Below are 13,736 nucleotides of genomic sequence, written 5' to 3' on the forward strand. Positions count from 1 at the left end.
CGGCCGGGCCGCTGGGCACGTGATAGCCAACGACCGGTAGTCCGCCATCCGGGCGCGGGGCCAGATGCCTCGTGTCGCCGACGAACGTTCCAGGCTCGAGATCCAAACGGAAGGCGTCGTCGGCAACATCGAAGCGGATGTCCTGCATACTGCATCGAAAGCGCAGCCACACATCCGCGCCCGCGAACATTTCCAGAACGATCCGCTTAGCCAGCCAAAGGCCCTCGCCTATCTCGAAAAAATCATCACAGACGTACCGCGTCGAAATGCTCCCCTGCGGTGAACACGCCTCGCGACCGACGATCGCATATCCGCGTTTCGGGTCGAGGAAAATGCGATCTTGCTTCGACGAAATCACCACGCAATCCGTCCCATGGAACTCTCTGTTTCCGACCGCCAAGTACTCGCCGTTTGCCAGAATTGCGGCGACATCGCAGGAAAACGGTTGGTCGGGGGGCTTGTTTGGGTCGCTCTGCGCCCAGAACTGATAACCGAGGTCCGTCGGATGCCCCTGCAACGCGAGGAATTCCTCCAGGTACCTGGCCTGCGCCCGACGATCGCCGCTATGAACGGTGGCATTGGCAGGCCCGTGCAGCACCCAAGTCGACTTCCCATCGTAACAAAGTGCGCGCCGCCGGAAGTCCTGCGGAATCTGACGCCCGGCCGGAGCGAAACACCGAACGTCGTACAGTCGCTTGTCTCCCTTCACCACGGCGCGGCAATCACAATCGCGGTCCGGAGCAATGATGTCCACGCCTTCGGCCAGGCGCTGTTGCAGCAACCTACTCGAATGCTTCCAGCGAACGTCGACGGTGGCTAATTTGGCGTTTCCATTAACATAACGCTGACGGATCGAACCAAGATCGACCGCCGTGGCGACGGCAAAGTTGTCCGTCGCTAATACCGCGAAATGCGCAATGATGCAAAAGCTTAATGTGGGGTTCATAAGCGCCCGAATCTCCCTAACGAAGTGCGGTGACGCCATCTGCGAAAAGGGCCGGCGTCCCGCCCCTGAGAGGCGAAAAACGACAGTTTCCCGGCGGGCAACTGGCGGGCGCGTAGTAAGAACCGCACATAAAGGGACCGACGCCAAAGGTGCACCAGCTTTGGGTCGTACTTATGCACTGGCCGCCCGCTGTTCCCGGCCATGTTATGTATAAACCGACGAATGCGCAATAACTCAGCGGAGGGATCGGGCCGCCGCACCCTGGCTGCGTCGTCTCCGTAACGGAGCAGCAACCGTTCCCCGCGCCGAATACCTGCCCCGCTTCATTCGGAGACAGCTCCGATGCCCGAAAGCCCGCGATGCATAGGAAACAGCCAATAACGGCGGCAAGCGCGCCGATGACCATGCACAAAACAGATCGCATAACAACCTCCGTTCAGAATAGGCAATGCCGGAAGCTAACCGTGAACCGTACAATACAATACAATACAATACAACACAACGCCGCTCGCTAAAAAGATATCGGAGCCGTAGGACGCTTCCTCTCGCGCAGTCCGCTCCAACCGAGGAAGGCGGCTGCGAGGGTGACCGCTGCGGCTCCGGCGGAAGAGGCATAGGCTAATTGGCCAAGTAGCAAATTGTTCCAAGCGCGCCGCTCGACAAGTGCCACCCCGGTCCAAAGGTCGTAAAAGTCACCGCGTGACATTTGCCGCATTTCGCCGCGCGTGCATTCTAGTACCGTGAACGTGTCGTCCGCGGCGATCCGAAGTAATAACAGGTAGTGACCCCGGTCGCCGGCTTCCTTAAAATGAACGATTGCGGGAAGTGGCAGCCGCTCCACATCGCCGACATCCGCGCGCACCGCCGCCAACCGAATGCCGAAACGCTCCGCGACGCGCATGAGCTCGGCCGCGCTGGTGCCGCGGTCGGTCACCTCGGTCGCTGAGACCAAGCTGGGATAGTCGACCCGCTTGCCGAAAATGAAAAGCATGACGTACAGGCAATTCGGCCCGCAGCGCACCGCCTCGCGCCAGTCAAGGTTCGTGGGCTTTGCATCGCGCCCTTCGGCGGGCGCGCCGAGCGATCTTAGCGCCATGATGCCGACAATCACGTTTGGAAGCATTGGTAACTCTATCGGCTCAGATCCTATTTCGTCCGGGCGTCGCGCTGCAACGCAGCAGCACACGTCCCGCGTGGCTGTAGGGGCAGTAGTCGCTCATCACATCGTCGTCTGAAGCAAGTGTGAAGGCGCGCTCAAGGCAATTCAGTGCGCGCCGCACAGAGTCGTGGGCGATGCGCAGGTCCTCAGGAAGGTAGAGTTGGGCCTCAATCACATGCGCCGTAATATGAAGGTCACGGTGCCGATAATCGGCGGTCGCCGCGCCTTTGATCCAATGCGCCCCCCATGTGCCCTCGGGGCTCTGACTGTCCGCAAGCGAGCGTGAGAGTTCGGAGCAGCGGTTACGCACGCGCTCTGACATGCGGCGGCCCAGCGCAATATCCTCATTGCCACGCGCCAACCGCAGCAGAAGGGCCAGTGACTGAAGGAGGTGCGTTCCGCCGCAACAAAACCGCGTCGGCTCTCGGTCCAGGAGGAACGACGCCCAACCATCGAGCGAAATCATCTCTCCCCAACGGTTTGTCCACGCCGCCACTGCCGAGTAATGCGCAGCGACGCACAGTGCCCATTCCGGCTCCGCCCTTCGCCCCTCGCGAAGCTGCACGTTAAGCAGGCAATCGCGCACCGCGTCGCCCAGGACGCGCGTGCGCGAAGCAGTCGATATGGGCTTTGACGCGGGCAAGCCCGCCTCCGCAAATGCGGCCAGTTCCTGAAATGGATGAGCAGGCCTTGAGTCTACGCGAAGCTTACGGTTCACCAAGCCCGACAGATACCGAATGCCGTGGTCGGTTTCGACGATGACAGCCGCCTGTCCGAACCGGCTCTCGATCTTCCGCGCGTCGGTTAGGAGCGATATGACTTCGCGCGCGGTGTCCGGGATGAACTCTTCGGACGAAGGGTCCGCGAACACGCGCATCCAGTGAAGCAAGTGCGAAACGCCCATCTCAGCGCGCCAGCGGAGGCGGTCCCTGACGAGGTTAATGAGCGCGGGCGAGAGCATCTTGTGCGTATCGCGTAGCGGAACCATCGGCAAACTGCGCGGCTGTTCGCGAACAACCAGCGAGGGCGATTGCAAGGTTGCCCACGCCGCCGCAAGAGAAAGCGGGACCCCCGCTCCTCCGGTCGCTAGCAACTGCCGGCGCGACAGGCGACGTGGTCTGCCAACGGCGCTGGTGTTCGGCTCGCAAGCTAAGCGCATAGCCGCCTCCCGCGGAAGCATCTTCCGTTCAACAACCACCGCATAGCGCAGTGTCCCGCGATCGGCCGCGATGCGCCGTCCGGCGAAGGTTGGTCGACCTCGCGATCCGGACATGCACGCCCAAGGCTGGCGATACCGGCGCCGCCCAAATGCGGCAGCCACGCGCAGCGTTTCATCCAGGGGAGCCTTGCTTCGCCCATCGGATTCGACCTCGTTCGTTCAAAGTGTCCCCGCCGCGGTCCGGCGTCCGGCCGTCCTGCATCGCTTCTATTAACCTATACGGAAGGGCCTTACACTTCCGCTCCATTTTTGTCGGATTCGCCAGACCCGGCCCGACCTATTGTTTCTGCGCGTGGCTCGCTATCCCCTCCGCTGGCAGCATGTGCTTTTGGCGCGAGCCCGCGGGCTTCCAGTTCGGGACCAAGCCTTTTTTTTCCACGCGAGCGATGCACGTAGACGGCGGAGAGGGAGATGCCGAGCTCCGTGGCGAGTTCGGCCGCTGGCGCGATGCCGCCTGGGGAGCGCGCATCCGCCAGCAGAACAGCTTCCTCATTGGAAGAAAGGCGGTCATCCATCGCTTGCAGTATTTCGGGCCGAATGTCTGCAACGTCCGTGGCGGCGTCTTCGATGTCGACGGCCGCGTGCGGGTCCGGCAGGGCCGTTTGCCAATCGTCGCTGGCCGCCGTCGCGCGATCCCGCTTCTTGTGCCACGGCGCGCCAAGCTCCTCGAGCGCCAGGTGATCCGCTATCGTCCAGACCCAGCCCTTGAGCGTGCCTTTTTTGGTATCGAACGCCGCGCGGCGCTCCCAGGCATGCTCGACGGCCGAGACAGCGATTCCGTCGGCCTGCTCTCGCGATAGAGACGCGAAGTATTTCAGCCGTAGTAGTGACGCGAGCTTGGCATGCGCCCAGCGCAACGCCGCAACGACCAGCCGCTCGTCGCCGGCGCGCCATCGCTCGCCGAGCCGCACGGCAGCGCGGCCATCGCCGCCAACCCTCGCGCACCCTGATGAGCCGTCCGTCACGGGATCTCCGCTTTCAGTGGTGAGAACCGAAGCGCCTGGGCGTCGCAGACTGATTGATCGCGCGCCGACGGCGTGACGGTTCGCTCGTGAAATATGGGGCCGTGAATCCACCACGCGAAGCTCACGGCATGGCCGTCATCCTAACCTCTGCGCCGCCGGTGTCAAGGGTCCCCGCCCGCGCGGCGCCCGCGGCTTGGCCAGAAGGTAGGGAAGCGACGGCGCTCGCGTTCGGAAGCCTCGTGGCGGCCCGGGGATCCCGGCGGGCCGGGACTCCGCGGGAGCCACACGGTCGGTTATCATGCGCTGCGAATGAAGCTGCGTCGCCGAATATCGGTTGTCTGCCCGCTGGCCGCTCAGGCGCTCATGCTGCTCACGAGCGCGGCGCTGCACAGTCCGGTGATGGATGAGGCCGCGCACCTGGCCGCCGGAATCAGCCATTGGGAACTGGGCCGCTTCCGGTTGTTCAAGGTCAATCCGCCGCTGGTGCGGATGGTCGCGGCGCTGCCGGCCATCGCCTCCGGGGCCAAGACCGATTGGAGCAACTACTCGGAGGGCGTCGGCGCGCGGCCGGACTTCACCGTCATGGACGACTTCGTACATGCCAACGGCGAGCGCGTCTTCTGGCTGGTCACGCTCGCCCGCTGGGCGCTCGTCCCGATCGTGCTCTTGGGCGGCTATGTATGCTATCGCTGGGCCCGCGAGTTGTATGGCGACGCGGCGGGCATCATGCCGCTCGCGCTGTGGTGCTTTTGCCCGAACGTGCTGGCCTACGGTCAGATCATCAATGCCGACGCCTGGGCTACGGCGCTTGGTGTGGCGGCGGGCTACTGCTTCTGGAAATGGCTGAAGGATCCGGCCTGGGACCGCGCGCTCGTGGCGGGCATCGTGCTGGGGCTGGCCGAGCTGACCAAGACGACCTGGTTGGTGTTGTTCGTGCTGTGGGCCGTGCTTTGGATCGTGGTCCGTTGTCCGTGGTCCGTTGTTTGCGCCGCGATTGTTCGATCGGCGCGGAGACAAACAACTCCAAAGTCGCTAGAGAAGGGTTCAGGGTTCAGGGTTCAGGGTTCAGGAAAGAGCCGGAAGTCTCACGACTTCTGCAACGAGGACGCACAGTTGGTGGCGATATTGACGTTGGGCGTGTTCTGCATCAATGCGGGCTACGACTTCGAAGGCAGCGGCACGCGGCTGCGCAATTACCTGTTCGTCAGCCGCCCGTTGAAAGGCGCCAACGAGGCGGGGCGGGCGGCGCAGATCGGCAATCGGTTTGCGAAAAGTTGGTGCGGAGGGATGCCTCTGCCGCTGCCGAAGGATTACGTCGAAGGCATCGATATGCAGTGGCACGATATCGAAGTCGGCAAGCCGTCGTATTTGCGCGGCCAGTGGCGGGACCGCGGCTGGTGGTATTGGTATCTCTACGCGCTGGCCCTGAAGGTGCCGTTGGGCACCTGGGGACTGTTCCTGCTGGCGGTGGGAGTGCGCGTGACACACTGGCGGCGCGGGAAAAGGAGTCGTCGGACCGAAAGCGGCGCCGCGCACCCTCACCCGCGCCCTCTCCCGAAGGGAGAGGGAGACAGCATTCCTCACGTCAGCCGTCTCCCGGAACGAGAGGGAGAAGCACGCAATCCAAAATCCAAAATCGAAAATCCAAAATGGGCCGACGAACTGGTGCTGTTGGCGCCGGCGGCGGTGGTGCTGGTGTTGGTCAGCTCGCAGACCGGCTTCAGCAGGTACATCCGATATGTGTTGCCGGTCTTTCCGTTCGTGTTTATCTGGATCGGCAGCGTGGCTTGTGGAATTGGCTCGTTCGCCCGGAACGCCACGGAGGGCGTTCCCTACAGACGCGGTCGCGCGCTCGCCGCGTTGACGGCGATCCTCCTGGCCTGGTCGGTCGGCGGCAGTCTGTGGTACGCGCCGCACTGGATGTCGTACTTCAACGAACTGGCGGGCGGGCCGTTGGGCGGACCCGCGCACCTCATCGACGCCCAGGTCGATTGGGGACAAGACCTGCTCTACCTCAAACGCTGGCTCGACGCGCATCCCGAAGCGCGGCCGCTGCGGCTGGTCTATTTTGGGCCGATCGATCCGCGATTGGCCGGCATCGAGTTCTCGCCGCCGCCCGCGGCAGACCACCCGCCGGACGATCCGGCCGGAATTGCCGTCCGGCCGAGCGACCTCCCGCCGGGCTGGTACGCGATCAGCGTCAACTTTCTCTATGGCTATCCGCACTACGCGCTCGACGGGCATGGCGGCCGCGCGCACTTCGCACGCGGCGCCTACAGCTACTTTCGCCGCTTTCAGCCCGTGGCCAGGGTCGGGTATTCGATCTACATTTACCACGTCGGCGACCGCGCTATCGGGCATCGCAGCGGCTGAGAATCCCGGGCTGACGCGTTTCGCCGCGGGCCACCCGGAATTCCGGACGGAGGTATATTGAATAGGATGCATACTGCGATGTACTACCCCGTCCGAAATCCTCAGGCCACCCACCCAATGCGTCTCGGCTACAACACCAACGGCCTCGCTCATCATGATCCGTTTGAGGCGGTGGAACTGCTGGCGGAGATCGGCTATCGCAGCGTGGCACTCACGCTCGACCATGGTCCCCTGAACCCGTTCGCCGGCGACTTCGACGATCAGCTCCGCAAAATGCGGCAATTGTTAGAGCGGCTTGACATGCGCAGTGTCGTCGAGACCGGTGCCCGTTACCTGCTCGATCCGAGGACGAAACACGAGCCGACGCTCGTCTCGCGCGACCCGCGGGGGCGCCAGCGGCGAACCGACTTTCTCAGGCGGGCCATCGATGCGGCCCACGCGCTGGAGAGCGACTGCGTTTCGCTTTGGTCGGGCGTCGTTCGCGACGGCGCCGCCGACGGGGCCGACGAGGCGGCGGTCTGGCAACGCCTGCTCGGCGGCCTGCACGAGACGCTGGACTACGCCGAGGCGCGCGGCGTCGTGCTGGGCTTCGAACCCGAACCGGGCATGTTCGTCGACACCATGGCCCGCTTCGACGATTTGTCGCGGCGGCTGGACCACGACCGCTTTCGCTTGACGCTCGACATCGGCCACCTGCAGTGCCTGGGCGAGCTGCCGATTACGGATCACCTGGTCCGTTATGCGGAGCGGTTGGTGAACGTCCATCTCGAAGACATGCGGGCCGGCCGGCATGAACACCTGATGTTCGGCGAGGGCGAAATCGACTTTCCGCCCGTCATGCGGTATCTTTCAGAGAGCGGGTACGCGGGCGGCATTCACGTTGAGCTGAGCCGCCACAGCCATCTCGGCCCGGAGGCCGCCCGCCAGGCGTTCGCCTTCCTCAGTCCGTTGATGGCGACGTGACCCGCGGCAGGATATAAGAGAAACATGCAACTGGCTCTGCTGGGAACCGCCGGTTATCACCCCAATGAGTCGCGCCACACGGCGTGCTTCATGCTGCCCGAAGTCGGCGTGGTGCTCGATGCGGGCACCGGCTTCTTCCGCGTCGGCCCGCGGCTTTTGACCGACGAGTTGGACATTTTTCTCACGCACACGCACCTCGACCATGTGTTTGGGCTGACGTTCCTGTTCGACGTGCTGTATGGCCGCGACCTGAAGCGTGTCGACGTTCATGCCGAGGCGGCAAAAGTGGCCGCCATCCAGAACCACCTGCTCTACGAGTTGCTCTTTCCGGTCGGACTTCCCTGTCAATACCGGCCGCTCACCGGGCCGGTGCCGTTGGCCCGCGGAGGGACGCTCTCGTCGTTTCCCTTGTCGCACCCCGGCGAAACGGTCGGTTTCAGGCTCGATTGGCCCGGCCATTCGATGGCCTACGTGACCGACACCGTGGCCGATCCGGCCGCCGGCTACGTCGAGCGGATTCGCGGCGTCGACCTGTTGGTCCACGAGTGCAACTTTTCCGACGACTATTCCGAGCAGGCCAAGCTCACCGGCCACAGTTACACCACGCCGGTGGCCCAGGTGGCCAAACAGGCGGGCGTCGGGCGGTTGCTGCTGGTCCACCTCAATCCGCTGATCGTCGACAAAGACCCGGTGGGGCTCGACGTGGCGCGGGCCATCTTTCGCGACACGACCATTGCCGAAGACAACACGGTCGCCGAGTTCTAGTAAAACCGGATCGTGTCAGCCACCGAGCTTTTTTCTCAACTCGGCGGGAATCTTTGACGGAGCGTTCGCCCTTCCCCAGTCGTAGAGATCATCCTCTTTGCGGAAATCTTCTTGGATGTCGTCCTCGTGATCGAAATAGTAAGCCAGTGCCGCGTGGATATCGGAAAGCGTGATGCTCGGATACTCCGCCAGGATTTCCTTGGGCGACATGCCACGCATTTCATGCATGACGACGATGTCTTGTACGCGGATGCGGTGCCCGGCGATGCAGGGCCGCCCGCCGCAGATGCCCGGCGACACGTCCCGCAGCCATCACGCATGCCCATGCGATCGTCGTGACTTCGGTTTTCGGCACGGCTTCGCCAAGGTTGAGCGTATCGTAAGCAAATTGGTTGTCGGAACATAGGCAAGTCGCGGCCGTTACGGCATAATCGGTGGTTCGCCCGCGTTGCCAGGACGGCGAACCTGCCGCCCGCGGCGGGTGTCGCCCAGTGTAGCCGGTCCCCGGAGCATGCATGAGCCAGCGTCGAATTCTTGTCACCAGCGCACTCCCCTATGCCAATGGCCACATCCACATCGGCCATCTGGTCGAGTACATCCAGACCGATATCTGGGTGCGCTTCCAGAAGCTGGCCGGCCATCGTTGCGTCTATATCTGCGCCGACGATACGCACGGCACGGCCATCATGATTCGTGCCCGGCAGGAAGGCCGCAACGAAGAGGCCGTGATCGCCGACATGAAAGCGGCCCACCAGCGCGATTTCGCGGGCTTCCAGATCGTGTTCGACAACTACGGCAGCACGCACAGCCCCGAAAACCGCGGGCTGTGCGCCGAGATTTGGGCCGCCTTGCGCAAAGCCGGACTGATCTTCGAACGCGAGGTGACGCAGCTTTTCGACCCCGTCGCCAACACCTTTCTGGCCGACCGCTTCGTCAAAGGAACGTGTCCCAAGTGCAAGCTGCCGAACCAATATGGCGACAGTTGCGACAACGGCCACACCTACAGCCCCAGCGAGCTGATCGACCCGGTCAGTACGCTGAGCGGGGCCAAACCGGAGCTGCGCTCGTCGAAGCACCTGTTCGTCAACACGGAACAACTGCACGGCTTTTTGCAGGAGTGGACTCAGACGGGCGATCATTTGCAGCCCGACGTGGCCCACTGGCTGGCCGGGGCGTTTCTCTCCGAGCCGCTGCGCGACTGGGATGTTTCGCGCCCCGCGCCGTATTTCGGGTTCGAGATTTCCGACGCGCCGGGCCATTACTGGTATGTTTGGTTCGACGCGCCCATCGGCTACATCGCCTCGAGCAAAGAGTGGTGCGTCAGGCAGGGCGAAGAGTTCGATTCGTGGTGGCGCAGCGACCAGACCGAAATCCACCATTTCATCGGCAAGGACATCACCTATTTCCACACGCTCTTCTGGCCGGTGATGCTCAAGGCGTCAGGCTTCAACCTGCCGCGGAAAGTCCACATTCACGGCTTCTTGACGGTGGGCGGCGAAAAAATGTCGAAGACCAAGGGCACGTTCGTTCGCGCTTCGACCTACCTGAAGCACCTCGATCCGGCCTACCTGCGCTATTACTATGCCACCAAGCTGGTGCCCAAGCTCGACGACCTGGACCTGAATCTTGCTGAGTTCGTGGCCAAGGTGAACGGCGATCTGGTGGGCAAAGCGGTGAACCTGGCCAGCCGCACGGCCCGCTTCGTGCGCGAGACGGGTCTGGCGGCAAGCTATCCCGACGACGGCGGGCTGTTCGCGCAGGCGGCGGCCGCCGGCGGCGAGATTGCGGCCAGCTACGATGCCTGCGACTACAACCGGGCCATGCGGCAAATCATGCTGCTGGCCGATCGCGCCAACAAGTACGTCGAAGACGCCGCTCCTTGGAGCCTGAAGGGAGCGAATCACGCCGAGCAACTGCGGCAGGTTTGCACGGTGTCGCTGAATCTGTTTCGGCAGTTGGTAGTCTATCTGACCCCGGTCTTGCCCCGGCTGGCCGAGCAGACGGGCAAGCTCTTCGGCAAGCCGATCGAGCGTTGGAGCGACGCGGGCCAGCCGCTGGTCGGCACGCCCGTCAGCGAATTCGAGCATCTGATGCAACGTGTAGAAACCAAACAGGTGAAAGCCATGATTGACGAGAGCAAAGAAGAAGCGCCGCAAACCGCTGAGACAAGCGGGCCCGCAAGCGCGGCCCAACTGGTCGACGGCCCGGAGCCGTTGGCAGCCGAGCCGCTGTTGGGCCAGATCAGCTACGACGAGTTCGCCAAGGTCGATTTGCGGATTGCCCGCGTCGTGGCGGCCGAAGAGGTGCCCAAGGCGAAAAAGCTGTTACGGCTCACTTTGAGCCTGGGCGGCGATATGCGGCGGAACGTGTTCGCCGGCATCAAGAGCGCCTACAAACCTGAAGAACTGGTGGGCCAGCTCGTCGTGTGCGTGGCCAATCTGGCCCCGCGGCAGATGCAGTTCGGCACCAGCGAGGGGATGGTGGTGGCCAGCGGACCCGGCGGCGAAGAGGTGTTCTTGCTGCGGCCCGACGAGGGCGCCAAGCCGGGGCAGCGCGTGCATTAGTGATCGCCATATATGTCCAGACCAACCGCCGGACCTACGATTACGGACTTTTAAGGGTTGCGGCCTCGGTCTGCGCCGCCGATTCAATTGCATTAGGGACCGATATTGTGGATACTAAGCATAACCTTCCCCGCCTTTCTGAAAGGAGCCTTCCATGACCGTCGCCCGCCTTTTCGACCGTCACGCTCGCCGCTTGCTGGCCGGTGCCCTTGTTGTTGCCATCGTGTGCCTGCTCGAATCGAACGCCGTTGCCCGCGGAGGCTCAGGGGCGATGCGGATGTATATGAAGGTCGCCCAGGCCCAAATGAAGTGGACGCAACAGCAGATGGCCATCTATCAAAAGCAGCAGAAGGAACAGTACGACGCTTTCATGAAGCGGTTCGACACCAACAAGAACGGCAAGATCGACGGCAAGGAAAAAGGGCCGGCCCAAAAGTATCTGCGTGCGTTGGAACTGGGCAAGGATCCAGACAAGTCGATGAAGACGTTGGGCGGGTCGTCCGCCAGCTTCGGGCCGCGGACGCACACCAAGCCGGCCAGCAGCAAGTCGAAGTAAACCGGTTTCTGGCCGCGCTGCAACGCTACTTCTGGGAATCGCCGATGAATCGAGCCGTGGCAGCCGGAAAGGGGGACTTATCAGCGGCGGCCATCGTGCGTATGCTTGATTACCACGTCCTTCTTTCCCTTCGGTACCATTCCTGCTTTAGGGGGCGCCACGGTTTCGACAGGCGTCTGTTTGGCCTGCGTCGCACCTTCTGGCGCGGGTAAACTGACAGATTCTGGGCCAGGCTTTGCCGACACTTCCTCTTTGGATCACGCCCGCGCTTGGCCTGCCGATCGACCTGGACATCACCTACCAGGCGGCCTGTGCCGCCAGGCGAATCGCCGTTGAACCATCGTGATCTGGCAGCCGTGAACCCGTGAGCGTTGGGTTCCGGGGACATGGCAGAGGTGGCGTAATGCTGTTCATGCGAACCGCCATGTGGCGTCTCGTTGTGTCTCCGCGGGCTGGTCGTCGATCGTCCGACGGCATGCCGTGTCGTAACCCCCCATTGACCTCCACTCTGCACCAAGGACTCGCGGTTAGCCGGCCGCGCCATATGATGTGGATGCGGTTGACGCGATGCCTAACGGGAGACGACGTTCGTGATGCACAAGGTCGAGACAATTCAACAGGCCGGCGATGATCGGATGCTGCACCTCGCAATCCCGGTCGATGGAGCGAAGCGGCGTTACCAAGTTACCGTCCTGGTGCGGCCGGTGCCTGACGCTTCGGAGCCGGGCTCGGGTTGGCCGCCTGGCTTCTTTGAGCAGACCGCGGGCTCGATCCAAGACGATGCCGTACTCGGCGAAAGATCCGCTGAGCGTCGAATTGATCGGTGGCGGACGCTACAATCGGATCCTTGTACCCACCGGACTTCCCCCCATGCCACTGCCGATACCTGGCGACGACCGTTCGCGAGATCAAGCCCACCTGCTCCACTCGCTCCATAACCGCGAGGCGCAGGCCCGGGCCCATGTTTGGGTCCGGGGCCACGGGGCGGTGCTGGTCGACCAGGATGGCAAGGAGTATCTCGACGGGCTGGCCGGACTTTGGAACGTCGTCGCCGGACATGGCCGCCGCGAATTGGCCGATGCCGCCGCGCGGCAGATGAACGAACTCGCCTACGCCTCGTGCTACGCCGGCAGCACGAACCGCCCGGCCATCGCGCTGGCCGAGCGGCTCGCGGGGCTCGGTTACCCCGGCATCAACCGCTTCTACTTTACCTCCGGCGGGGCCGAGTCGAACGAATCGGCCTTCAAGACCGCCCGCTACTACTGGAAGGTCGCCGGCCAGCCCGACAAGTACAAGATCGTCAGCCGCGTCTGGGGCTATCATGGCGTGACGCTGGCCGCCATGTCGGCGACCGGCATCGCGTCGTACTGGCCGATGTTCGAGCCGCGCACGCCCGGTTTCGTCCAGATCGAGAGCCCGTATCCCTATCGTTTCCAGGCCTCCCCAAATGACTCGCGGACTGCGGGTCAACAGGCGGCCGACTTGCTCGAAGCGGCCATCCTGCGCGAGGGTCGCGACACGGTGGCCGCGTTTCTGGGCGAGCCGGTGCAGGGCGCCGGCGGCGTGATCGTGCCTCCTGACGACTACTGGCCGCGCGTTCGCGAGATCTGCGACCGCTACGGCGTGCTCTTGATCGCCGACGAGGTCATCACCGGATTCGGCCGGACGGGCGAGTGGTTCGCCCTTTCGCGCTACGGCATCGAGCCGGATATCGTGAGCTTCGCCAAAGGAATCACCAGCGGCTATTTTCCGCTGGGCGGCATCGGCGTCAGCGACCGCATCGGCGCCGCGATCGACGGCGCGGCCGGCGATCGCACCTGGATGCATGCCTTCACCTACTCCGGGCATCCGGTCGGCTGCGCCGTCGCGCTTGTTAACCTCGCGATCATCGAGCGCGAGGGGCTTGTCGCGCAGGCCGGCGCACTCGGCCGGCGGTTGCTCGAAGGTCTTCGGACGCTCGGCTCGCATCCCCACGTGGGCGATGTGCGCGGGCTGGGGTTGATGTGCGCCGTCGAGTTGGTGGCCGATAAAACGACGAAAGCCGAGTTTCCCGCGGCCGAGCAGGTTGGACCTCGCGTGTATGCTGCGACGCAAGAGCGGGGCCTCTTCACCCGGCTGCGCGGCGACGTTTACAACCTTGCCCCTTGCTTTGTCACCACCGATGCCCAGATCGACCGGATGGTCGAGATTCTAGGTGACTCGATCCAGGCCGTGTTGGGCCCATGA

11 protein-coding genes are annotated in these 13,736 nt (G+C 63.4%); 6 read left to right on the top strand and 5 right to left on the bottom strand.

From position 1 onward, the window contains the following. The 4 genes from VNH11_12125 to VNH11_12140 all read right to left on the bottom strand — a co-directional run. Positions 1-946 (bottom strand): hypothetical protein (locus tag VNH11_12125; protein HVA47105.1); only part of this gene is annotated, 946 nt, incomplete at its 3' end. 511 nt (positions 947-1,457) lie between these two features. Next, positions 1,458-2,069, bottom strand: coding sequence for a cysteine peptidase family C39 domain-containing protein (locus tag VNH11_12130; GenBank protein HVA47106.1), 612 nt, complete (start codon positions 2,067-2,069; stop codon positions 1,458-1,460). A 16-nt stretch (positions 2,070-2,085) separates the two neighbouring features. Beyond that, positions 2,086-3,141 carry a hypothetical protein gene (locus VNH11_12135; GenBank protein ID HVA47107.1) on the bottom strand — a complete coding sequence of 352 codons (1,056 nt, stop codon included), beginning with the start codon at positions 3,139-3,141 and terminating at the stop codon, positions 2,086-2,088. A gap of 413 nt (positions 3,142-3,554) precedes the next feature. Then, positions 3,555-4,235 (bottom strand): hypothetical protein, encoded by a 681-nt coding sequence (locus tag VNH11_12140; GenBank protein ID HVA47108.1) that lies wholly within the window; start codon positions 4,233-4,235, stop codon positions 3,555-3,557. Positions 4,236-4,598: 363 nt separating this feature from the next. On the opposite strand from VNH11_12140, the gene VNH11_12145 reads away from it, so the two are divergent. The 3 genes from VNH11_12145 (at position 4,599) to VNH11_12155 (ending at position 8,390) form a co-directional block, all read left to right on the top strand. Beyond that, the gene (locus VNH11_12145) at positions 4,599-6,662 is read left to right on the top strand and encodes a glycosyltransferase family 39 protein (protein ID HVA47109.1); all 2,064 of its coding nucleotides are present in this window, start codon (positions 4,599-4,601) and stop codon (positions 6,660-6,662) included. A 78-nt stretch (positions 6,663-6,740) separates the two neighbouring features. Further along, positions 6,741-7,625 carry a sugar phosphate isomerase/epimerase family protein gene (locus tag VNH11_12150; GenBank protein ID HVA47110.1) on the top strand — a complete coding sequence of 295 codons (885 nt, stop codon included), beginning with the start codon at positions 6,741-6,743 and terminating at the stop codon, positions 7,623-7,625. Between the two features lie 24 nt (positions 7,626-7,649). After that, on the top strand, positions 7,650-8,390 hold the full coding sequence (locus VNH11_12155) for an MBL fold metallo-hydrolase (protein ID HVA47111.1): 741 nt from the start codon (positions 7,650-7,652) through the stop codon (positions 8,388-8,390). A 15-nt stretch (positions 8,391-8,405) separates the two neighbouring features. Here the strand turns inward: VNH11_12155 and VNH11_12160 are convergent, their stop codons facing one another. After that, positions 8,406-8,690, bottom strand: a complete 285-nt coding sequence (locus VNH11_12160) for a DUF433 domain-containing protein (GenBank protein ID HVA47112.1) — start codon at positions 8,688-8,690, stop codon at positions 8,406-8,408. A 215-nt stretch (positions 8,691-8,905) separates the two neighbouring features. Between VNH11_12160 and metG the strand changes: the two genes are divergently transcribed. From metG to VNH11_12175, 3 genes are all read left to right on the top strand, one after another. Further along, on the top strand, positions 8,906-10,954 hold the full coding sequence (gene metG, locus VNH11_12165) for a methionine--tRNA ligase (protein HVA47113.1): 2,049 nt from the start codon (positions 8,906-8,908) through the stop codon (positions 10,952-10,954). A gap of 154 nt (positions 10,955-11,108) precedes the next feature. Continuing rightward, entirely contained in the window at positions 11,109-11,510 is a 402-nt protein-coding gene (locus VNH11_12170) for a hypothetical protein (protein ID HVA47114.1), read from the top strand. 870 nt (positions 11,511-12,380) lie between these two features. Then, a complete protein-coding gene (locus VNH11_12175) occupies positions 12,381-13,736 on the top strand; it encodes an aspartate aminotransferase family protein (protein ID HVA47115.1) in 1,356 nt (451 codons plus the stop codon).

The sequence above is a fragment of the Pirellulales bacterium genome, from assembly GCA_035533075.1.
Classification (GTDB): Bacteria; Planctomycetota; Planctomycetia; order Pirellulales; family JAICIG01; genus DASSFG01.